The sequence below is a fragment of the Flavobacterium lipolyticum genome (assembly GCF_020905335.1).
Lineage (GTDB): Bacteria > Bacteroidota > Bacteroidia > Flavobacteriales > Flavobacteriaceae > Flavobacterium > Flavobacterium lipolyticum.
Window position 1 is genome coordinate 3,623,684 of record NZ_JAJJMN010000001.1, and the last position, 20,767, is coordinate 3,644,450.

Consider the following 20,767-nt stretch of genomic DNA (forward strand, 5'->3'; position numbering starts at 1 on the left):
AATTAAGTCGATGCGCGCGAGCGGGAAACAAAATATTTTAGAAAAAAAATGTCAGAAATGAAGTAATATGAATAAGTATGAAAATTACTTAATTGATCTCGTATCAATACAATTAGAAAAATTAAAAGAACTAGAATATGAAATATCTATTTGTAAAGAAGAAGATAAAGATTATATAAAAGGGCAAATTATGGCCTATTATGATGTTTTAGCTATAATGAAATCTCAATCGGATTTGTTTAATATCTTAATTTCTCTTCCTGCGGAAACAGATTTGGAAAGATATTTAACTTTAAAATAGAAATACATTGAAGAATTACTATTCAATCCTACTCGCTCGCGACCTCAAAGTTTACATAACAAAATTGAAGTTCCCCCGCTCGTGCCCCCTGCTAGTGTTAGCGTCCCGCTCGTGACCTCAAGTTTATATAATAAAATTGAAATTCTGTTGGTTCGCACGAGCGAGACGCTCGCGCTAGCACACGAATGAAATTCCATATAGTTTGTCCCCTGCTAGCGCGAGCGTCCGAAGCAAATCACGCCAGTATTTCCTCAAAGAAAATCCCCCGCTAGCGCGAGCGTCCCGCTCGTGCACACAAAGAGTAAAATTTCATAAAGTTTGTCATTTCGACGTAAGGAGAAATCACATCAATATTTCTGCAAAGAAAGTCGCCAATCTTTGTAGAGTTTCGAGTGTGATTTCTCCTTACGTCGAAATGACAAGATTGCGTAAAAACTTTGCGACTTAGCGCCTTTGCGAGATTTTGGCGTTAGAATTTTCAGCTTTGCCCCCCGCTAGCGCGAGCGTCCCGCTCGTGCACACAAAGAATATTAATTTATATCAATTAGTAAAATAGTTTGATCGTTATCGCCATAATTTCTGGCAGAACTGTATTTCCAATCTACAGGATTAGTAACAAAACCTGCTTCAACTGGATTTTGATGAATATAGTTTAGCTTTTGCTCAAAGACTTTTAATGACCAGATTTCGATAGGATTATTGTTTTGCTGCCAAAACTGTCTGAATTTGATATTGCTGTTTTTCTTTCCAGCTCTCTCAAACATCCACAACATCCATTCTTTTCTACTCTCTTGTGGGTGTTCTTCGATTGTTCTCAGCATTTTTTTGGATGTGAATCCTTTAAAATCTCTTATCAATCCTGAAGGATCTGCATCTCCAGATCTAAAAATCAAATGGATATGACTCGGCATAATACAATAACCGTATATTTCCATAGCTTTATGTTTGCGGGAGTAATCTAATGATTCAATGATATTTCCAAAATATTCCTCTCTAGTAAATACGTCTATCCAATAAACGGTAGCAAAACTTATAAAGTATGCTCCTATTTTTTCTCTAAACTTATATTTTCTGCTCATTATAGTAGTTTTGGGCTAATATAAGAAAAACTTTACGTTTACGAGCGGGACGCTCGCGCTAGCGGGGGGAAATCACATCAGTATTTCCGCAAAGTAAGTCGCCAATCTTTGTAGAGTTTCGATTGTGATTTCTCCTTACGTCGAAATGACAAGATTGTGGTTGTTTTTAGCGAATTAAGCTTTCTTTTTTACCGGAACTTTTGTTTTTAATTTTGCTATAAGATCATCTGCCTCCTGATATAGAGAAATCGATCGCAATGATTCTGCATAGCGGTAATAATACTCAGGTTCTAAATCGGTGGTGAGGGCGAAAAGTTCGCGGTACCATTTGGCTGCTTTGTCCAAATTACATTTGGCGTAAGAGGAGTTTCCTAATTTTTGAAATAAATCAACAGATTTATAGCCTTTTGCTGCAACCCTTTCGTAGGTTTTCATCACATCAACATAGGCATATTTATCGCTTACTTTATCGGTTTGATATAATTTTTCGCTTTGAGCGGAGGCACGAATAGAAAACAAAGTCAATAGCATTACAATAGCTAGTTTTTCTTTCATGGAAATAGATTTAAATGGGGACTTGATATTATTTTTATTTTTTTGGAACAATTTAAAAGCAAGAGAATTATTTAATGTTAGCTGATTGTGTTTTTTTGCAAATATATCTAAATCAGTAATATAACATGAGTTTTGGCGATGTTTTTTTGACTTTATCGATAAAATTAGAGTCGAAAACAATGGTAAAATCTTGTCTGGTAAATAATTTCTTATGGATATAAAAACGTTTAAGGCTTGAAATTATTTTAGTTGCGCTAAAAAATAATCTAACTTTATAAAGATTTAGAGAGTGGGAGCATGAGAATGGAAGACTATTTAAATAAAATAAATAATTTACGTCTTGTAGAAAATAGAGTTGGGCTTCCTGTTAATGCTGAGTTGGAAGAGCTTATTTTAAAAACAGCGTTAGAGAACAGTCAAAGCTATTTTACGCTGGAGATGCTTTTTCAAAAAGCAGACAATACTAGTGTGACATTAAATCCCGAAACTTTTCAATTTATTGCCAATTGTTGCGGTTTGCTGTTTATGGATGAGAAAGAAACCGGAAATGTTTGTTTTGCGCACAGTCCGGAATTACGACCTGAGTTTAAACAAAGCTTTACGGCAATTGATGTTTTAGATTTAAGTTATGCTATTTTGCATTCGTCACTTTATAGCGAAGATTTAAAAGTAGGCGAACTAAAAATTCCTATACCACAAGATGTTGCTGTATTTTGGAAACTAGTTAAAATAGGGAAGGGATTACGAGGGAAAGAAAAGTAATAAGTAAAAAAGCATCAAGTGCTGCTTTTGAATTTTAAAGCAAAAGTAAATTTTGAAGTTATAATGAAAATTGTACTAGAAAATAAGGGAATTAAAACAGACACTTATTATGTACCGCCTTTTGTTTTATATGAAGGTGAAATAGCCGTTTTGTTTTTGAGTAACGAAAAATGGCCTTATGATACAGAAATGTATCTTAAAGACATTTTTTGCGGTAAGATAAAACATGAAAATGTTACTTTACATAAAAAAATGACTTTTGTTGATTTCTTTAGGGAATCAAACTTTAGAGGTTATTTTTTTCCCTCGACTGTAAACAGATATATTAAAAGACGGGCAGATCTTACGAATCCTTTTCTTGTGAAATTATTTGAAGATAAATATGTTACTAGAAAAACCAGGATGAATCGTCTGGGAGGAACCCAGCGAAAGCTGTTGAATTTATATGTGACACTTTCTAAGGCAACAGATATAATATTTGATGTAGTAGGGTTGGATCCTCAAGGGTCTGTGTTAACCTTTAAAATGGTAGAGGAAACAGTAAAGAATGGAGGATCAGCAATTTTGTTTGATAGCTTTGCTAATACGAAAGAATATGCTTCAAAGTACATTGAACTAGAATGGAATAATGGTAGTTTACCAACTAAAAAAGAGGTTGAATTTAACTTTTAAACAAAAAAAAGCATCAGCCACGCTGATGCTTTTCAATTTCAAGTAAAAACAATTAGCGACGGAAAGCAGGGCTTTTATTCACTGATTCGTCCATCTTTACAGTTTTTGATTTCTTAGCAGAAACCGTAATTTCATGTTTAGCAACTTTACCATTTTCTTTTACTTCCAGGATGTAAGTTCCGGCAGGATATGCCTCTAAACTTAAAGTTTTTGACGTTTCTAACTGGTTTGAAGCAGTTTCTCCTGTGTAAACCAAATTATTGTTTTCGTCATAGATAGTAAAAACTGATTTCTCAACAGAGTTTAAAGTAAAACTAACTACTTTTCCATTTCCGGTTTTTATATTCAAAATATAATCCCCTTTTCCATCAAATGCATACGTAAAAATTGTTGTTAAAAATACGGCAACAACTAAGCCCACCTTCGTTAAATTTGTCATTTTTTTTTAATTGTTTATTACTATTTTCGAAACGCGTAAAACTACAAATAGAAATCTAATTTTATACAAAAAAGTCACTTTTTTCAATGGCTAAATTGCTGAATTAAAGATGTTTCTGTGTTTTATGTGAACTATGTACGTATTTACTGGGATGACGGATGTTTTTATTTTGAGTTTTTTTTTGAGTGTGTAAACTACTCTTTTATAATTATTAAGAATATTTTTCTAAAAATATAAAAATCAGTTTTTTGAGATGAGAGAAAGACATAAAAAAAACAGCTCAATAACGACAAAGAGCTGTTTAAAACGTACTATTTTCACTAACTAAATAAATTCGCTTTTTTGGGTAAGGGGGTAAAATTTTTAACGTGCAGCGACACTTGTTTTTTTAGCAGAAAAACCTGCTTTATAACTCGATGAAATTGCTTTTCTTGAAAGTACCGTAGTAGCTTCAGTAATAGTAATTTCATGTCTTACTTTTTTGATGTTATCCTCAACTTCCAGAAAGTAGGTTCCTGCTGGGAGTTCTTCCAGATTAAAAGTTCTCAAAATTCCATCTTTACCTGATGCATTTTCAGTATAAAGTAAGCTACCGTCTTTATCATAAATTGTCAGGTTTGCTTTTTGCACTTTGTTAAGGGCAAATGCAATTAGCTTTCCGTTGGCTTTTAATACATGAAGATTAAAATCTTCATTCCCGTCAATTGCATATGTACTCATTCCAGTGAAAAGTACTGCACATACTAAACTTAATTTTAAAATCTTTTTCATGACTTTTAGTTTTTAGATTAATAATTCTAATTATCTGATGCTAAATTACTTATGAAATAGTGATTTTCTCACAACTCTGTTTTCTTATTTCTATGCTATATTCTCATTTACGAAACCGTTATAGGTTAAAATTTAAATTATTTTAAGTGTTAGTGTTAATTCTGTGATTATATTTTAATGTTTTGATAAAGTTAAGGCAATGTGGTTTTGCCTGTCTTTCTTACAAAATGTGTGTTTTAGGATTTAACCGCAGGGTGCGTGAAGTTTTTTATCACAAATTACGTGTAGTAACCGCAAAGTTCGCAAGGCTTTATCAATAATAAGCTTTGCGAACTTTGCGTTTGTATAAAAAAGATATGAAAAAAACTTTGCGCACCTTGCGGTTAATCTCGTTAGTTTATAAGCAAAAAAAACAGCTCAATAACCACAAAGAGCTGTTTTAAAACAATCACGTTTTTACTTTACTAACTATCTAACCTCATTTTTATACTTTATGAAAGCATAAACTTTTTTAACGTACTGCTACGTTTGAATTTTGAGCAGAGAAATCTGCTTTATAGGTCGATGAAATTGCTTTTGCAGATAATATTGATTTGTCATCTGTAATTGTAATTTCATGTCTAATCTTTTTAACGCTGTCTTCTACTTCTAAAAAATAGGTTCCTTCCGGAAATTCTTCTAAACTAAAGGTTCTTAAAATTCCTTCTTTACCTGAAGCATTTTCAGTGTAGATTAATGAACCGTTTTGATCATAAATACTCAAACTGGCTTTTTGCACCTGGTTTAGAGCAAACGTAATTAGCTTTCCATTACCCTTTAATACGTGAAGGTTAAGATTGTTGTTACCATTTTCATCAATTGCATAAGTGCTTATTCCTGAAAAGAGTGCCGCACAAACTAAACTTAATTTTAAAATGTTTTTCATAGCTTTTCGTTTTAAATGATTCGTTCATTTCTCTGAAGCTAAATTACTTTAGAGCAGGATTTTTTTTCGCAACTCTATTTGCCAATTTATGTGCTGTATTCTCATTTACGAAACCGTTATAGGTTAAATTTTAAATTATTAGAGGTGTTTTTGTTAATTGTGTTGTTATTTTTCAATGATTTGAAATTTTGGACAATCTCTGAATGTGCCTATAATTCTTACATATATATTGTATGCTTATAAAAAGACCCGATTAAATAGGATATATTAAAAAAAAGATTAGAAAAAAAACGAGTATAAAAAAAATACGGGAATAATTGTGATTTTGAATTTAGTGTTTTTTGGATTTTTATGATATATTCTCATTTACGAAACCGTTATAGGTTAAAATATGAATTATGTTAGGTATTTTTGTTAAATTCGCTATTATTTTCTAAAAACTTTATCATGAAGACGATTGCCCCTGCTCTTGAAGTGATATCTAATTCTTACGGAAGTTCTTTTACGTATACCAAACATGCGGAAAAAACGAACAGTAAGGCGCATTTATGGCATTATCATCCCGAAATTGAGTTGGTTTACATCAATGGGGGAGCAGGTAAAAGACAAATAGGAAGCCATGTTTCGTATTACACCAATGGCAGTTTACTTTTGATAGGGGCCAACCTGCCACATTGTGGTTTTACGAATGAAATGACGGGAAATACAGATGAAACGGTCATTCATATTAAACCTGAATTTTTGGGCAATGATTTTTTTGTAGCACCCGAAATGAAAAAAGTTCGAAATGTTTTGAATCAGTCAAAAGGAGGAATCGCTTTTGGAGGAGAAACGAAGAAAAATGTAGGTAAAAGAATCGAGATGATGGAAAATCAGCTTCCGTTTGAACGTTTACTTACACTTTTAAGTATTTTGGATGAGTTAGATTCATCAGAAGAATATACAGTACTAAATGCGGATGGTTTTTCGTTAGAATTGCAGACTCAGGATAATGATCGAATGAATGTAATCTTTAATTATGTGAAAGATCATTTTCAGGAATCAATTGCCATCGATGAAGTTTCGAATCTGATAAGTATGACAACACCTTCTTTTTGTCGTTACTTTAAAAAAATCTCTAATAAAACGTTTACTGAGTTTGTAAACGAATACCGTTTGGTACATGCTTCAAAGCTTCTGGCAGAAAAACCTATAAGTATCAATGAAGTTTGTTATGAAAGTGGTTTTAATAATTTTAGTCATTTCAGTAAATCTTTTAAACAGTACACCGGTAAAAGTGCATCGCAATACCGCAATGAACATAAAATTGTCATTCAGTAAAACTTTTGTAGTTGCACAGAGACTCACGAAGAAATCACACAGAGACTCGCGAAAAAAAGCACAGAGATACACGAAGTTTTTTAATCTTTTGTGCATCTCTGCGTATCCTTTGTGTCTCTTTGTGGAATTCTGTTGTTTCACAGAGACTCGCGAAGAAATCGCACAGAGATACACAAAGTTTTTTTAAGTCTTTGCGAATCTCTGCGTGCCTTTTGTGTCTCTTTGTGGAATTCTGTTGTTGCACAGAGACTCGCGAAAAAAAGCACAGAGATACACGAAGTTTTTTAATCTTTTGTGTATCTCTGCATATCTTTTGTGCTTCTTTGCGGAATTATATTGTGTCTCTTTGCGGAATTTCTACTTATTGAAGTTTTCAGCAAAGAAGCCTAACATGTATTTATAGAGTTCTATTCTGCTTGGTTCTTTATGAAACCCATGCCCTTCATCGTATTTTACCATATACGGAACTTCAAAACCTTTTGCACGCATCGCTTTAACGATCTGATCAGATTCATTGATATTTACTCTCGGATCATTTGCTCCCTGTACTACAAATAAAGGTTTTTTGATTTTATCGATCTGAAATATTGGAGAAACTTCTTTAGCTATTTCAGCCTCCTTCGGATTATCCAAGTCATACCATATTTCTTTTAGTTGCTCTTTGTAAGGCTTCCAGTATTCCGGAAACGAGTTAAAAAAGGTAAAAATATTGGAAACCCCTACATAATCTACTCCACAGGAATATAAATCGGGTGTTTTTATTAATCCCATTAAAGTAGCGTATCCTCCATGGCTTCCTCCGTAAATGGCCACTTTACTTTGATCGACCCACCCTTGTTTTATTACATATTTTACTCCATCTTCTACATCATCCATTACTTTTCTTCCAATTTGTTTATAGCCGGATTCTTGAAATTCTTTCCCATATCCACCGGAAATTCTAAAATTAACTTGTAATGTAGCATATCCTCTACTGGCAAACAATTGTGCTTCAGCATTAAAACCCCAATCATCTCTAATCGTTTGTGGCCCTCCGTGAGGATTAACAATCAAAGGGACTTTCTTTCCTTCTAAAGCGGCTTTAGGTAATGTTATATATCCGTGAATGGTTAAACCGTCCTTGCTTTTAAATTCAATAGGTCTCATTTCAGCCATATCTTCTTCTTTCAGCTGGGGCATAAGGTCATAAAGCAATTTTATGTTTTTTGTTTTGGTATCATATTCATAAAACTTTCCATAGAGTTTATCGCTTGTTACGAAAACTAAAAGTTTGCTTTCATTGTTATCCGAAGATGCAATTGAGAAATCCTTATCTTTAAATTGTGAGGACAGTTTACTGTAAACCTCTTTATAAAACTTACTTACCGGTATAGTTATTCCTTTTACGCCAGTATAGCTAATGTAATCCAGTTCATAGTTTCTGTTTTTACGGGCGGTATTTATGGAGCTTACATCATAAACCGGGTCCGAATAAACTTCTTTAATAATTGTATTTTTCTTCAGGTCGTATAATACAATTCTTTCTTTGTCGCTATCAAGGTTGGTCACTACATAGGCTTCATCCTTATTTTTAGAATTATCATTCAGTTCGATAATACTGAAGGTATTTTTCCAGTCTGTTGATTGGATAAGGTTAAATTTGCCTGTTTCTAAATCTTTATAGTATGTTTTAGTGGTTACACCATTTTCCAGAACGGTATAGCCTCTCATATTTCCTTCTTTATCAAAAAGATAACTATTGATAGGGGTGCTAATGTTTTTATTTTCATAAAGCTGAGTCATCTCTCCGGTATTGAAGTTTATTTTGTAGGGTTCAAAGATTTGTTTGTTGTTTTTATTGAGTGTTACAATAACGAATTCAGTGTCCTTGATGATATTAGCGTACCTTAAGGTTACTCCCTCAAAAGGGGTTAGGTCTTTTACATTTTTACCATCAATATCTACAGCATAAAGATGGTTATTTTCGTTACCTCCTTTATCTTGTGTATAAAATAGTCTTTTCTTGTCCAGCCAGCCATAACTTCCAATAAGATCCTCTTTTTCTACAATAGCTTTTGTAATTTTTCCTGTTTTCAGTTCTTTTACATACACATGATTTTTTTTGTCTTTATCTTTTTCTTTATAAGACAAGTATTGTCCATCTGGTGAAATTTTGAAAGACGAAGCATTTGGTTTTGCGAAATAATCTTCTACCTTGTATTTGAAATTTCCTTTATCAAAAGAGACCATCTTCTCAAGACTTTCTTTGGAAGAAGGCAACGTCGGATCACCCGGTAGTTTTGTCGCAGTACTTTGCGCATTTGCTGTAATTGCTGATATGACAATACATACAGCAGTTAAGACTTTAAGATTCATATTCATAATGCATTTGTTTTAAAGTTTAATCGATTCTATTTCAGTAAATAAAAAAATGTTGATAGCTTAATTTTTCTTTGGCAAATCTCGGGAACTGACATTAGAATGTAGGTTATCAGACTGTTATATACTGTTAAATAGTGTTATCACAGCTTTTATAGTTCCTTGTTAATGTGTAATTTCGAAGTAATTAAAAGAAGATTGTATGAATAAATTCTTTGTTAGTTTTGGAAAACCATTATTCATCCTGACCATTCTTGTTGTTTTGACTTTTCAAGGGTATTGGATTAGGGTGAATTATGAAAATAAAAAACGTGAAATTCTGGAGCGAACACAATCTGAAGCTACTCAGATATTGCTTATGAATTTGTTTAAGGAACCTGCTTTAAAGCAAAAAATTGAAAAGGCAAATAAGTCTAAAACCAAAAAAGTTGAGGTATTTGTTTCAGAACCAAAAGTAGAGGTGGTTAAGCAGTATTTAAAAGTTTCCAATACCGGATTGCTTTATCAGCATGAAAAGCTTGACTCCTTTTTGTATACTTCGGTTAGAAAGAGATTGAAAGCATTCCTGAAAAAAGAGGCTGAAATTCAAGTTTATTTTGAAGGTAAGAACGTTAAAAGAACCTATCCCAAAGGGATTGTGATTACAGACCAGAACACTACGAAAACAATAAACTCATTTGTACAAGAGAATAACAAATACCGAATTCATATTGTTAATATGGCAGGTGTTGTAATTTACGAAATAAAAGAAATTATATTTTTTTCGTTATTTTATGTTTTTCTTTTTCTGATTACTATTTTCATTCTTTTCAGAAGTTTGATTTTCAATCGGAATTTATTGCAGAATAAGGAAATTTTCACACGCAACATGACGCATGAGCTGAAAATACCCATTTCAACGATACTGATTGCAACAGAAGCGCTGGAAACCTCTACAGTAGAAGAAGAACCTGCAAATGTAAAAAAATATGCAGCGGCCATTCATAGAGCAGCCGATCAGCTTTCTCTTCTGGTGGATTCTATTCTTCAGCATGCGAGAAGCAGTAATAGTAAGGAGCAATTAACTTTGTCTTCCGTGAATTTACTATCCTTAGTGAAGGAAGCAGGAGAAGATTTAGCTCATATTGTTTTGAAAAAAAAGGCAGAAATTGTTTTTGAAGATGTGGATAAAAATTTGCAGATCAAGGGCAGTCGGATTCAGCTGAAACAAATATTTCTTAATTTATTTGATAACGCTCTGAAATATTCTGAAAGGGATCCCAGAATTATAATTTCCGCGGGGAAAATGAACAATACTGTGACTATCAGAATTCAGGACAACGGTATTGGTATTCCTGAAAAATACAGAGAAGAAATTTTTGCACCTTATTTTAAAATCATGAATGATGACACCCATAATGTAAAAGGATTCGGTTTAGGATTGAGTTTTGTGCGTGAGTCCTTGAAAAAACAAGGTGGGAGTATTAAGGTTTTGAAACAAAAAACGGAAGGAACTCTAATCGAAATCAAAATACCTGCTTATGAGTAAGCCTAAAATATTATACTTAGAAGACGATTTTGATCTGGGAGAGATCACTTCAATTCTGCTGGAAAAAAAAGGATTTGAAGTAATATGGGTAGTTGATGGCGTCGATGGGCTTGAAGTACTAAAAGAGCAATCGTTTGACCTTGTTGTAGCAGATATCATGATGCCAAAGCTTGACGGTTATTCTTTATTGAAGCAAATCAGAGAAGATGGAAATACTATTCCACTGATCCTTCTTTCGGCACGAGTGTTGACAGAGGATGTGCTGCAGGGCTTCTCACTAGGCGCAGATGATTATATCCGAAAACCGTTCAGTGTAGAAGAGCTCACTGCCAGAATCAAAAGGCTCTTGATCAGGAATTTTCCTGCTGTTGATGAACATAAAAAGAAAAGTATCGTTATTGGCGATTATGAATATGATCCAGAGAGCTATAAATTAATTCACAAAAAAAGAATGATTACACTTTCTCCACGATCAGGAGAAATACTTTATCGTCTTGTTACCAGTGAAAACAGAATGCTCCCAAGAAAAGAAACGCTTATTGAGCTTTGGGGGGATGATAGTTTTTTTAATGGAAGAAGCTTAGATGTATTTATTTCAAAACTACGGAAAAATCTTTCTGAGGATTCCAAAATCAGTATCATCAATATAAGAGCTCAGGGGTATCGCCTGATTATTGATTGAAATAGTAATAATTCACACTTTTTTTAGAAAAAGAAAATTCTAGAAGAAAAAAGTAATATCTTTTATCCTCTAAAAACAAAAAATGTTACAAGTATGAAAAATGCCAGATTTCTATTGATTGTAGTGCTGTTATGTATCAATGCTGCAAGTTATGCCGCAAAAGTTGATACCCTGCAAGTTGCGAGTACAGCCATGAGTAAAACCTATAAAGCGGCGGTCGTTTTGCCTAATTCGTATGCCAAAAGCAAAACGGCATTTCCGGTAATGTATTTACTGCATGGTGCTTACGGACATTTTAGCGACTGGCTGAAAAACACGCCCAATAAGAAATTAGTGCAAAATTTATCCGATCAGTACAATATGATCATAGTCATGCCTGAAGGAGAAACGTTTAGCTTTTATCTGGATAGTCCGGTAAACAAAGGAAGTCAGTTCGAAACCTTTATCACACAAGAGGTCGTTCAAAAAGTAGATAAAACATACCGAACCATAAGCAACAGGAGCGGAAGGGTAATCACGGGACTTTCTATGGGAGGTCACGGCGCTTTGTATTTGTCGGCTAAGCATCCTGATTTGTTTTGTGCTGCCGGAAGTATGAGTGGGGCAGTAGATATGGGAGTAATGTTACAGAGGGATGCATCGGCACAGGTGGTGAAATTAATGCAGCCTGTATTTGGGGATAAAAGTGACAATTCTGAAATGTATGCACAATATGCTGTACTGGGAATGTTGGACAAACTTAAAGCAAATAAACTCCCTTTGATTATAGATTGTGGTGTAGATGATTTTTTGATAGAACCCAACAGAGAACTACATCGAAGATTGGTTTACAACAAAGTAGATCACGATTATACTGAACGTGCAGGAGCGCATACCTGGGAGTATTGGGAGAATTCACTACCCTATCATGTTTTATTTTTTAATAAAATACTACTTAAAAATCAGCAGGTTACAAAAAAATAATAGAAAAATCGGATAAGAACGGTATCAAATGTTTTTTTTGGTTTGATTTTTGGAATACCTTTATATATATATTCTAAAAACAAATAATACCACAGAAATTATGAAAAAGATACTTACCCTATTCGCAGTAGCAGTCGTTGGACTAATCGGATTTTCTAGTTGTGAAGGACCAGAAGGACCTCCAGGATTGGATGGGCCACGAGGACCAGAAGGACCGGTTGCAGAAGTTTTTGAACTTCAAAATGTTAATTTTTCTTACAACGCTACAGACGGTTATAATATCTATCAAAAACTGAATCCGGTAATTTTTGATTCTGATGTGATTTTAATTTACAGATTGGCGGGAACAGTTAATCCAACTACTCCGATCTGGCAGCAAATTCCAAGAACCGTTTATACATCAAAAGGCGATTTCGATTATGATTTCGATTTCAGTAAAAGCGATTTCACCATTTTTGCAGGAGGAAACTATGATTTAGCTTTAACGCCTGAGTTTATAAAAAATCAAACCTTTAGAATTGTAATTGTGCCGGGAGCATTTTCAAGTACTGGTAAATCAGTAAATAAAGCAGATTACTCAGATTACAATGCTGTTATTAAAAAATACAATATTGATGATAGTAAGGTTAAGAAACTAAACTAATCATTGAAGTATAAAATAAAAAGGAGATCGTCAGATCTCCTTTTTTTATTGAAACTATTTTTATTTAAGTGCTACTCCTTATTCGTATCAGTAAGTTCTTTTTCTGCTCCAAATTTTAACGAAACCAGAATACCGGCTAAAAGTGAAAGAGCAATGAAGGCTAAAGATGCCCATTCCGGTACGTGAATGAAATCGTGAAGCAGCATTTTTAATCCTACGAAACTTAAAATAGCGATAAGACTGTATTCCAGATAGCTGAATTTTGCGAGCATATTGGCTAAGAAAAAGTACATCGAACGCAATCCCAGTATGGCAAAAATATTAGAACTGAACACTAGAAAAGGATCAGAAGTAATAGCCAGAATTGCCGGTACACTGTCTACGGCAAAAAGCACATCCATGAATTCGATCACAATCAGCGCTACAAATAATGGAGTGGCCGCTTTTTTGGCTGTTTTTGTGGGAATGAAAAACTTTTCTCCCTCCATATGGGAAGTGATCGGGATTATTTTTCCTAATGTTTTATAAATGAAAGAATCTTTGGGCTGAAAATCTTCATCTTCGCCCGTAAACAACATCTTGATGGCGGTAAAAAGCAGAAAGGCTCCAAATAAATAAGTAGTCCATGCAAATTTATTAATCAGCATTACACCAAAGAAAATCATTAGTCCACGGAAAACAACAGCGCCCAGAATTCCCCAGAATAAAACACGATGCTGGTATTTTTGTGGTATTTTGAACGATGCAAAAATAATGGCGATGACAAAAATATTGTCCACACTTAAGGATAACTCAATCAGATAACCGGTTATGAACTTCATGGAAGCAACGGCGGGTTTCAGATTGTCAGGATTTGCGATGTAATCTGTAGTATAGAGCCAATAAATAACTCCTGAAAAAAGAAAGGATAGGGTTACCCAGATCAATGTCCATTTACTTGCTTCCTTAGTACTTATGATATGTGGGTTTTTGTTGAAAACGCCTAAGTCTAAAGCGAGAATAAGTGCAACAGCTATTAAGAAGAAAATCCAAACCATTAGGATACTTTTTTAGTGATTTACAAAGATAGTTTTTAAATTATATCAATTATAATTATTTATGCTGTCTGACATTTTCGGACAGAATCAGAGAGTTAAGTGTTAAAAGGTGACTTTCAAAATTTATACAAAGTCTGTTCTTTTCGATTGAAAGGACAGACAATATTATAAAAAAAAAGTGCCAACATTACGTTAGCACTTTTGTATGTGTTCTAAAGCTGAATTACAATGCTGATTTTACAGTTTTGATAATTCTTGCAGCAATTTTATAAGGATCACCGTTTGAAGCAGGTCTTCTGTCTTCTAGCCAGCCTTTCCATCCTTTTTGTACGGTCATTAATGGAATTCTGATAGAGCATCCTCTGTCTGAAACACCGTAAGAGAAATCGTGAATAGAAGCGGTTTCATGTTTTCCGGTTAAACGTTGGTCGTTGTAAGCTCCGTAAACTGCAATGTGCTCTGCAGTAACAGGTCTGAAAGCTTCACAGATTCTTTCGTAAGTAGCCTGGTCTCCACATGTTCTTAATACTTCGTTAGAGAAGTTAGCATGCATACCTGAACCATTCCAGTCTGTATCTCCAAGTGGTTTAGGGTGGTATTCAATATAGTAACCGTATTTTTCAGTCAAACGATCTAATAAGTAACGAGCAACCCAGATTTCGTCTCCGGCTTTTTTAGCACCTTTAGCGAATAATTGGAATTCCCATTGTCCGCAGGCAACTTCCTGATTGATTCCTTCAAAATTAATTCCGGCAGCGATACAAAGATCAGCATGCTCTTCGACTAATTTTCTTCCGTGAGTATTTTTTCCACCTACTGAGCAGTAGTACATTCCTTGTGGAGCAGGGTAACCTCCAACCGGGAATCCAAGTGGAAGTTGAGTTTTGGTATCCATGATAAAATACTCTTGTTCAAATCCGAACCAAAAATCATCATTATCATCATCAATTGTAGCTCTACCGTTAGAAGGGTGTGGTTTTCCGTCAGCATACATAACTTCTGACATTACTAACCATCCGTTGATACGGGTTGGGTCTGGATATATTGCAACAGGAACCAAAAGACAGTCAGAAGATCCACCTTCGGCTTGTTTAGTAGAGGAACCATCAAATGACCAGTTTCCTAGCTCTTCTAATGTTCCTTTGAAATTTTCATGCTCTTCAACTTTAGTTTTACTTCTAAGATTTTGGGTTGGTTCATATCCGTCTAACCAAATGTATTCTAACTTAATTTTAGCCATAATAATATAAATTAATTTTTTTGTTTCTTTTTTGTTGGGACAAATATAGATTTATTTTTCTACTCCTAAAAATTAGGGGGCTATTTTGTTTGAAGTAGTATTATTTTTTGGATAAGATTAATTTGTGAGGGGGTATATTTTGAAAAAAGTAATTTTTAATGCCTTAAAAAGGCAAATTCGTAAAAATCAAGGATGTTTTTTAAGTTTTTAGTTTAAGGAATTATGAAAAAATGTTTATTTAATGAATAATACTGCGGTGTTTTGTTATATTTCTTTGAATCAAATTCATTATTCTTTGAAAAAACCGCTTAACGTTGAAAAATCATCGAATAAAATTCTCTGGTTTATGTTTTAAACAGGGGGGTTTATTGATTATATTTGTTTCACTTTTTTTAATGAAAATGATTACGAATTTTTAAACCTACTATACATGTCAACATTACGTTTCCAAGCTTTACAAGAAGCTTCCAACAGAAAGCCTGTACATTTTGAAGAAATAGACAGAAAGTCAAACATTTTTGGTTCAAATGTGTTTAATGAGAAAGCGATGAAGCAGTTTTTGACTTCTGATGCTTTAAAAGGAGTGAGAGATGCCGTTCAACACGGAACTAAGATAGACAGAAAACTGGCCGATTATATCGCCATGGGGATGAAAGAATGGGCATTATCAAAAGGTGTAACTCATTATACACACTGGTTTCAGCCGCTTACAGGTACAACAGCAGAAAAGCATGATGCTTTTTTTGAGACTTCTTATGACGGAAGTGATCCTGTAGAGAAATTCGGAGGAGCACAATTGGTACAGCAGGAGCCTGATGCATCAAGTTTTCCGAATGGAGGAATAAGAAATACATTTGAGGCAAGAGGGTATACCGCTTGGGATCCAACTTCTCCGGCATTTATATATGGTACAACCTTATGTATTCCAACCGTATTTATCGCCTATACAGGAGAAGCGCTCGATAATAAGATTCCATTATTAAGAGCACTATCCGTTATGGATGAGGCCGCGACCGAAGTTTGTAAATATTTCGATAAAAATGTAAAGAAAGTTACCGCTACTTTAGGATGGGAACAGGAATACTTTTTAATTGATAAAGCATTAGCCAATTCACGTCCTGACTTAATGATGACAGGAAGAACCTTACTGGGGCATACTTCTGCAAAAGGACAACAATTAGATGATCATTATTTCGGTTCTATTCCAACACGTGCTTTAACGTATATGAGAGATTTAGAGCAGGAATGTATGTTGTTGGGGATTCCGGTAAAAACTCGTCACAATGAAGTAGCGCCAAACCAATTCGAATTGGCTCCGATTTTTGAAGAAACCAATCTGGCTGTAGATCACAACTCTTTATTAATGGATGTGATGCAGCGTGTAGCGGAACGTCATGATTTTAAAGTATTGTTTCATGAAAAACCTTTTAAAGGGGTAAACGGTTCCGGAAAACACAATAACTGGTCATTGGCAACAGATACAGGAGTTAATTTATTGAGTCCGAGTAAAACACCAATGAGTAATCTACAGTTTTTAACTTTCTTTATCAATACAATTAAGGCGGTTAATGATTACGAAACTTTATTGAGAGCATCTATTGCAACAGCAAGCAATGATCATCGTTTGGGAGCTAATGAGGCACCACCGGCAATTATATCGGTTTTTATTGGAGCACAATTGTCTAAAGTATTAATAGAATTGGAAAGTGTAACCACCGGGAAATTGTCGCCTGAAGAAAAAACAGACTTAAAATTAAATGTAGTAGGGAAAATCCCGGACGTTCTTTTAGACAATACAGACCGTAACCGAACTTCTCCTTTTGCTTTTACCGGAAATAAATTTGAGTTTAGAGCTGTAGGTTCAAATGCCAATTGTTCTAACGCGATGACTACTCTGAATGCTATTGTAGCCAAACAACTAAGAGATTTTAAAACAGAGGTGGACTCTTTGATTGAATCTAAAGACATGAAAAAAGACGATGCAATCTTTAATGTTTTGAGAGAATACATCAAGCAGTCTAAAAAAATTCTGTTTGAAGGAGATGGATATAGCGAAGCCTGGGAAAAAGAAGCCGCTAAAAGAGGGTTAAGTAATTTTAAAACGACTCCGGAAGCTATTAAAGCTAAGGTTTCAAAACAAGCTTTGGAGTTATTTGATGAATTAGGAATTTTAAATCACGTAGAAGCTGAAGCACGTTACGAAATTGAATTGGAAGAATACACTAAGAAAATCCAGATTGAAGGACGAGTATTAGGGGATATTGCCAGAAATCACGTTATTCCAACGGCTATCCGTTATCAAAATACTTTAATCGAAAATGTGAAAGGATTAAAAGAAATTTTTGGTAAGGAGTTTGAAACTATTGCAAAAGAGCAAATAGTTTTGATTAAAGAAATTTCAGGCCATATTGAAGGAATTAATTCTAAAGTATTGGCTATGACGAGTGAACGAAGAACAGCAAACCAATTGACTGATGCACAAAAAATGGCCGAAGCTTACTGCAATAACGTAAAACCTTATTTTGAGGACATTCGTAATCATTGTGATAAATTAGAATTATTAGTAGATGATGAAAGCTGGACACTAACGAAGTACAGAGAATTGTTATTTACGAAGTAATATTTTAGAATATACCCGATTAAGTCCCGTCTTTATTGAGATGGGATTTTTTTTATAGTTTTGTTAAAATAATATCATTATGTCTTTATTTTAACAAATGTTTAAATTGAATTGTGACTAAATTATGAAAAGTAGCTTTTTTCTTGCCAACGAAAAAAAGCATTAAAGTAGTTCATCGAGATAGTTTTACACTTCATCGAAAAGTAATTAAGATATTGGAAAATAGGTATTTATACCTGTTTTGGTTGGCGATAAGTTTTCTAATTTTGATCATGAAAGAAAGAAAATGAGGCTTTAATTTTTATTTTCGAATGGAGATTTTGATTGCATGATTTCCCTAAATCACGCTGACCTACGTAATAAAATGTATTAATAACCAATTAAATATATTTATTATGAAAAGAGCAATTTTAAGCATCTCCGCGATGCTGTTTGTAGGAGTCGCAGCTTTTGCGCAAGGTAACATGAGTGATGTGGACCAAACAGGTTTATTAAATGGTGCACTGGTAGTTCAGGTAGGAGCAACTAATAGCTCAGATGTTGACCAGATAGGTATTGCCAACGTTGCAATTGTAGGACAGTACGGAGATGATAACGAGTCTACTGTTGGACAGTTAGGAGGAGGAAATGTTGCTATAGTAACACAAATTGGAGACAATAACGATTCTAGTATCACTCAAGGAATCTGGTTCGGTAATCTTGCAGTTACTACTCAAATTGGAGCTTACAACAATTCTGATGTGTTACAGATTGGTAACTTTAATACAGCTACTACGAATCAATTTGGTCTTGCTAATAACGCTTTGACTCTTCAATTCGGATATGGCAACACCGCATCTACCGATCAAATAGGACTGTTTAACAATGCAGCTACTCTACAATTAGGCTGGGATAACACCTCTAGTATTCAACAATACGGAGCCGGTAACTTTGCAGCTACTGCACAATTTGGAAATGATCATATGAGCACAGTTACTCAAACAGGTTTCTTAAATGGAAGTGTAGTAATTCAATCTAACTAAGAATAAACCAGGAAAAGGAAGAGCTTGAGCTATTAAGCTCTTCCTTTTTTTAAATTACAATATGTTATGAAACGTTTAGCCACTTTTGTATCCTTACTAATCACCGGGATTTTATTCGCTCAGGTAACGGATGTGAATAGAAGTGACTATTTATTAAATGAAGCATACAATCGCAATCAAAATCAAACGGTAAATCAATATATTAAAAGCAACAACATCGTAACAGTTGCTCAAATTGGAAATTACAATCAAGCCAATTTAACCATCATAAGTAGTAATGCTTATGTTACCGCACAACAGACAGGCAACAACAACTACATGAATGTCTACAAAAATGCTGATGAAATCAATCAGTCCTACACACAAACAGGCAATAACAATTATATAAGTGATTTTTCGATGTACTCACGCGGAATCACTTCCATGGGAATCAATCAGTATGGCAATAATTTATCGGTAATCAGTACTGGTTCAAATTCGATATCTAAAGATTTAATAATTAATCAAACGGGAAACTCGGGGACAATTTACATATTCAATCGCTAGTGTCATGAAAAAATATTTGAACTTACTAATTGCATTTTTTGCTGTTTTTTTTTCTGAATCAGGATTTTCTCAGGAAGTTCACATAGAAGTAAAAGCCAAAATAGAAGTAAAAGAAATAGAAAATTTACTTGCTATTACGGGAACTGCAGAAAACTTAAAATCGCAGTTTAAAAATATATCTTATAAATTGACTGTATTTAAAAAAAATAAAAAAAACTCGAATAAATCAAATAATGCTCAGGATGGCAGAGTCACATTAGAACCGATTCAAAAAGTTGAACTTTCTAAAACGCAAGTCAATTTTACACCAGACGATGAGATCATCATATTGCTATTGATTTTTGATGAAAAAAATGAATTGATAGGCAAAGACCGTGTTGTTTTTGGAGAAGATAAAGTATCAGATGCCGCTAAGCCAATTCCTGTAGATGGAATTGAAATGATCGGGATCGTTGCTAATGATACCAAAACAAAACTGGGAAATGATTTTTATGATTTTTTTTATGCACAATATTCAAAGCTAAGAATAAATACAAGTAAAATCGTGACCGTTCAAGAGGAATTGACTTTTGGACGTACAACAAAAATTACTATTCTGATAGATGGAGAAATAGTGGAAGAATTTATTTCGCGTCCGGATGAAGATTTTTTAAAATACATGGCAGAATCTGCAGCATCAAAAGCATTTAAGTATTTTAAAGACATCGAAAAACAGAATAAAATAATAACTCAGTATTAATAAATAACTCAATATTAATAATCGAGAAGTAATTTTTTGTAGAGGAGTTTTTCTTTTTTTTTAATGTAGGAAACTAAATAACAGCAATATGAAAAATTTAATTTCATTCGTATTTGTGTTGGTTTTTTGTACCGTTTCTTTCGCACAGGATCTTGCTTATAAGCCTGTAAATCCAGCTTTTAGTGGTGGTGAAACTTTTAATTATCAATGGCTGCTCAGTTCTGCGCAGGCACAAAATGATTTTAAAGAAGACAATACAAACGGATACAAACAGCCAACAGATCTGGAGCGTTTTAAAAGTACTTTAAATAACCAATTGCTCAATAGAATTTCAAATTCATTATTTGATAGTCAATTTGGGTCAGGTACAGGTTCTGGCGGTGGTACGGGAGGCGGTACGGGCGGAGGACTTACTCCTGGTAATTATGTCTTCGGAACGCTGTCTGTGGATATTTACAATTCTAATTTAGGAATGGTTGTCAATATTCTGGATATTGAAACTGGCGAGCAAACGCAAGTTATTATACCAGGTAAATAGTCTGGTACTCGATTTTTATAAAAAGTA

21 protein-coding genes are annotated in these 20,767 nt (G+C 34.0%); 13 read left to right on the plus strand and 8 right to left on the minus strand.

Annotation, left to right across the window (positions count from 1 at the left end; all coding sequences use genetic code 11):
- Positions 1-67 precede the first annotated feature (67 nt).
- Positions 68-301 (plus strand): hypothetical protein, encoded by a 234-nt coding sequence (locus LNQ34_RS15465; RefSeq protein WP_230000372.1) that lies wholly within the window; start codon positions 68-70, stop codon positions 299-301.
- Between the two features lie 530 nt (positions 302-831).
- Here the strand turns inward: LNQ34_RS15465 and LNQ34_RS15470 are convergent.
- Positions 832-1,380: an REP-associated tyrosine transposase gene (locus tag LNQ34_RS15470; protein WP_230000373.1), complete on the minus strand. Its 549-nt coding sequence runs from the start codon at positions 1,378-1,380 to the stop codon at positions 832-834.
- Positions 1,381-1,554: 174 nt separating this feature from the next.
- Positions 1,555-1,935 carry a flagellar motor protein MotB gene (locus tag LNQ34_RS15475; protein WP_230000374.1) on the minus strand — a complete coding sequence of 127 codons (381 nt, stop codon included), beginning with the start codon at positions 1,933-1,935 and terminating at the stop codon, positions 1,555-1,557.
- A 297-nt stretch (positions 1,936-2,232) separates the two neighbouring features.
- Between LNQ34_RS15475 and LNQ34_RS15480 the strand changes: the two genes are divergently transcribed.
- Together LNQ34_RS15480 and LNQ34_RS15485 are read left to right on the plus strand one after the other, a co-directional pair.
- Positions 2,233-2,697, plus strand: coding sequence for a type ISP restriction/modification enzyme (locus LNQ34_RS15480; RefSeq protein ID WP_230000375.1), 465 nt, complete (start codon positions 2,233-2,235; stop codon positions 2,695-2,697).
- Positions 2,698-2,760: 63 nt separating this feature from the next.
- Entirely contained in the window at positions 2,761-3,369 is a 609-nt protein-coding gene (locus tag LNQ34_RS15485; RefSeq protein ID WP_230000376.1) for a hypothetical protein, read from the plus strand.
- Positions 3,370-3,421: 52 nt separating this feature from the next.
- On the opposite strand, the gene LNQ34_RS15490 is transcribed toward LNQ34_RS15485, so the two are convergent.
- From LNQ34_RS15490 to LNQ34_RS15500, 3 genes are all read right to left on the minus strand, one after another.
- Positions 3,422-3,808 (minus strand): T9SS type A sorting domain-containing protein, encoded by a 387-nt coding sequence (locus tag LNQ34_RS15490; protein WP_089078096.1) that lies wholly within the window; start codon positions 3,806-3,808, stop codon positions 3,422-3,424.
- A gap of 363 nt (positions 3,809-4,171) precedes the next feature.
- Positions 4,172-4,579: a T9SS type A sorting domain-containing protein gene (locus tag LNQ34_RS15495; RefSeq protein WP_202704056.1), complete on the minus strand. Its 408-nt coding sequence runs from the start codon at positions 4,577-4,579 to the stop codon at positions 4,172-4,174.
- 511 nt (positions 4,580-5,090) lie between these two features.
- Positions 5,091-5,504, minus strand: coding sequence for a T9SS type A sorting domain-containing protein (locus LNQ34_RS15500; RefSeq protein WP_230000377.1), 414 nt, complete (start codon positions 5,502-5,504; stop codon positions 5,091-5,093).
- 447 nt (positions 5,505-5,951) lie between these two features.
- On the opposite strand from LNQ34_RS15500, the gene LNQ34_RS15505 reads away from it, so the two are divergent.
- Positions 5,952-6,824 carry an AraC family transcriptional regulator gene (locus tag LNQ34_RS15505; protein ID WP_089078093.1) on the plus strand — a complete coding sequence of 291 codons (873 nt, stop codon included), beginning with the start codon at positions 5,952-5,954 and terminating at the stop codon, positions 6,822-6,824.
- A gap of 357 nt (positions 6,825-7,181) precedes the next feature.
- On the opposite strand, the gene LNQ34_RS15510 is transcribed toward LNQ34_RS15505, so the two are convergent.
- The gene (locus LNQ34_RS15510; protein ID WP_428979063.1) at positions 7,182-9,179 is read right to left on the minus strand and encodes a S9 family peptidase; all 1,998 of its coding nucleotides are present in this window, start codon (positions 9,177-9,179) and stop codon (positions 7,182-7,184) included.
- Between the two features lie 205 nt (positions 9,180-9,384).
- Between LNQ34_RS15510 and LNQ34_RS15515 the strand changes: the two genes are divergently transcribed.
- From LNQ34_RS15515 to LNQ34_RS15530, 4 genes are all read left to right on the plus strand, one after another.
- The gene (locus LNQ34_RS15515; RefSeq protein ID WP_230000379.1) at positions 9,385-10,710 is read left to right on the plus strand and encodes a sensor histidine kinase; all 1,326 of its coding nucleotides are present in this window, start codon (positions 9,385-9,387) and stop codon (positions 10,708-10,710) included.
- Entirely contained in the window at positions 10,703-11,392 is a 690-nt protein-coding gene (locus tag LNQ34_RS15520) for a response regulator transcription factor (RefSeq protein WP_230000380.1), read from the plus strand. Before LNQ34_RS15515 ends, LNQ34_RS15520 begins: the two co-directional genes overlap by 8 nt.
- 93 nt (positions 11,393-11,485) lie before the next feature.
- On the plus strand, positions 11,486-12,355 hold the full coding sequence (locus tag LNQ34_RS15525) for an alpha/beta hydrolase (protein WP_230000381.1): 870 nt from the start codon (positions 11,486-11,488) through the stop codon (positions 12,353-12,355).
- Positions 12,356-12,455: 100 nt separating this feature from the next.
- Positions 12,456-12,998: a hypothetical protein gene (locus LNQ34_RS15530; RefSeq protein ID WP_230000382.1), complete on the plus strand. Its 543-nt coding sequence runs from the start codon at positions 12,456-12,458 to the stop codon at positions 12,996-12,998.
- 71 nt (positions 12,999-13,069) lie between these two features.
- Here LNQ34_RS15530 and LNQ34_RS15535 read toward each other — a convergent pair whose 3' ends face one another.
- Both LNQ34_RS15535 and LNQ34_RS15540 read right to left on the minus strand, forming a co-directional pair.
- On the minus strand, positions 13,070-14,035 hold the full coding sequence (locus tag LNQ34_RS15535) for a TerC family protein (protein WP_230000383.1): 966 nt from the start codon (positions 14,033-14,035) through the stop codon (positions 13,070-13,072).
- 223 nt (positions 14,036-14,258) lie between these two features.
- Positions 14,259-15,275: a glutamine synthetase beta-grasp domain-containing protein gene (locus LNQ34_RS15540; RefSeq protein WP_017498734.1), complete on the minus strand. Its 1,017-nt coding sequence runs from the start codon at positions 15,273-15,275 to the stop codon at positions 14,259-14,261.
- Between the two features lie 430 nt (positions 15,276-15,705).
- Here LNQ34_RS15540 and LNQ34_RS15545 point away from each other — a divergent pair, with 430 nt between their 5' ends.
- From LNQ34_RS15545 to LNQ34_RS15565, 5 genes are all read left to right on the plus strand, one after another.
- A complete protein-coding gene (locus LNQ34_RS15545; RefSeq protein WP_026110219.1) occupies positions 15,706-17,895 on the plus strand; it encodes a glutamine synthetase III family protein in 2,190 nt (729 codons plus the stop codon).
- 395 nt (positions 17,896-18,290) lie between these two features.
- Positions 18,291-18,917: a hypothetical protein gene (locus LNQ34_RS15550; protein ID WP_202701863.1), complete on the plus strand. Its 627-nt coding sequence runs from the start codon at positions 18,291-18,293 to the stop codon at positions 18,915-18,917.
- Between the two features lie 66 nt (positions 18,918-18,983).
- Complete coding sequence (locus LNQ34_RS15555; RefSeq protein ID WP_230000384.1) at positions 18,984-19,463, plus strand: hypothetical protein; 480 nt, start codon at positions 18,984-18,986, stop codon at positions 19,461-19,463.
- A 4-nt stretch (positions 19,464-19,467) separates the two neighbouring features.
- Positions 19,468-20,202, plus strand: coding sequence for a CsgE family curli-type amyloid fiber assembly protein (locus LNQ34_RS15560; RefSeq protein ID WP_202701865.1), 735 nt, complete (start codon positions 19,468-19,470; stop codon positions 20,200-20,202).
- A gap of 88 nt (positions 20,203-20,290) precedes the next feature.
- Entirely contained in the window at positions 20,291-20,740 is a 450-nt protein-coding gene (locus LNQ34_RS15565) for a curli assembly protein CsgF (protein WP_230000385.1), read from the plus strand.
- The last annotated feature ends 27 nt before the right edge of the window (positions 20,741-20,767 follow it).

What these genes read in the sequence shown, in the direction of transcription:
- LNQ34_RS15545 (WP_026110219.1), top strand. Translation starts at nt 15,706, where the DNA reads ATGTCAACATTACGTTTCCAAGCTTTACAAGAAGCTTCCAACAGAAAG.
- LNQ34_RS15520 (WP_230000380.1), top strand. Translation starts at nt 10,703, where the DNA reads ATGAGTAAGCCTAAAATATTATACTTAGAAGACGATTTTGATCTGGGA.
- LNQ34_RS15470 (WP_230000373.1), bottom strand. Translation starts at nt 1,380, where the DNA reads ATGAGCAGAAAATATAAGTTTAGAGAAAAAATAGGAGCATACTTTATA.
- LNQ34_RS15505 (WP_089078093.1), top strand. Translation starts at nt 5,952, where the DNA reads ATGAAGACGATTGCCCCTGCTCTTGAAGTGATATCTAATTCTTACGGA.
- LNQ34_RS15480 (WP_230000375.1), top strand. Translation starts at nt 2,233, where the DNA reads ATGAGAATGGAAGACTATTTAAATAAAATAAATAATTTACGTCTTGTA.
- LNQ34_RS15565 (WP_230000385.1), top strand. Translation starts at nt 20,291, where the DNA reads ATGAAAAATTTAATTTCATTCGTATTTGTGTTGGTTTTTTGTACCGTT.
- LNQ34_RS15525 (WP_230000381.1), top strand. Translation starts at nt 11,486, where the DNA reads ATGAAAAATGCCAGATTTCTATTGATTGTAGTGCTGTTATGTATCAAT.
- LNQ34_RS15485 (WP_230000376.1), top strand. Translation starts at nt 2,761, where the DNA reads ATGAAAATTGTACTAGAAAATAAGGGAATTAAAACAGACACTTATTAT.
- LNQ34_RS15475 (WP_230000374.1), bottom strand. Translation starts at nt 1,935, where the DNA reads ATGAAAGAAAAACTAGCTATTGTAATGCTATTGACTTTGTTTTCTATT.
- LNQ34_RS15500 (WP_230000377.1), bottom strand. Translation starts at nt 5,504, where the DNA reads ATGAAAAACATTTTAAAATTAAGTTTAGTTTGTGCGGCACTCTTTTCA.
- LNQ34_RS15550 (WP_202701863.1), top strand. Translation starts at nt 18,291, where the DNA reads ATGAAAAGAGCAATTTTAAGCATCTCCGCGATGCTGTTTGTAGGAGTC.
- LNQ34_RS15540 (WP_017498734.1), bottom strand. Translation starts at nt 15,275, where the DNA reads ATGGCTAAAATTAAGTTAGAATACATTTGGTTAGACGGATATGAACCA.
- LNQ34_RS15530 (WP_230000382.1), top strand. Translation starts at nt 12,456, where the DNA reads ATGAAAAAGATACTTACCCTATTCGCAGTAGCAGTCGTTGGACTAATC.
- LNQ34_RS15560 (WP_202701865.1), top strand. Translation starts at nt 19,468, where the DNA reads ATGAAAAAATATTTGAACTTACTAATTGCATTTTTTGCTGTTTTTTTT.
- LNQ34_RS15535 (WP_230000383.1), bottom strand. Translation starts at nt 14,035, where the DNA reads ATGGTTTGGATTTTCTTCTTAATAGCTGTTGCACTTATTCTCGCTTTA.
- LNQ34_RS15555 (WP_230000384.1), top strand. Translation starts at nt 18,984, where the DNA reads ATGAAACGTTTAGCCACTTTTGTATCCTTACTAATCACCGGGATTTTA.
- LNQ34_RS15490 (WP_089078096.1), bottom strand. Translation starts at nt 3,808, where the DNA reads ATGACAAATTTAACGAAGGTGGGCTTAGTTGTTGCCGTATTTTTAACA.
- LNQ34_RS15515 (WP_230000379.1), top strand. Translation starts at nt 9,385, where the DNA reads ATGAATAAATTCTTTGTTAGTTTTGGAAAACCATTATTCATCCTGACC.
- LNQ34_RS15510 (WP_428979063.1), bottom strand. Translation starts at nt 9,179, where the DNA reads ATGAATCTTAAAGTCTTAACTGCTGTATGTATTGTCATATCAGCAATT.
- LNQ34_RS15495 (WP_202704056.1), bottom strand. Translation starts at nt 4,579, where the DNA reads ATGAAAAAGATTTTAAAATTAAGTTTAGTATGTGCAGTACTTTTCACT.
- LNQ34_RS15465 (WP_230000372.1), top strand. Translation starts at nt 68, where the DNA reads ATGAATAAGTATGAAAATTACTTAATTGATCTCGTATCAATACAATTA.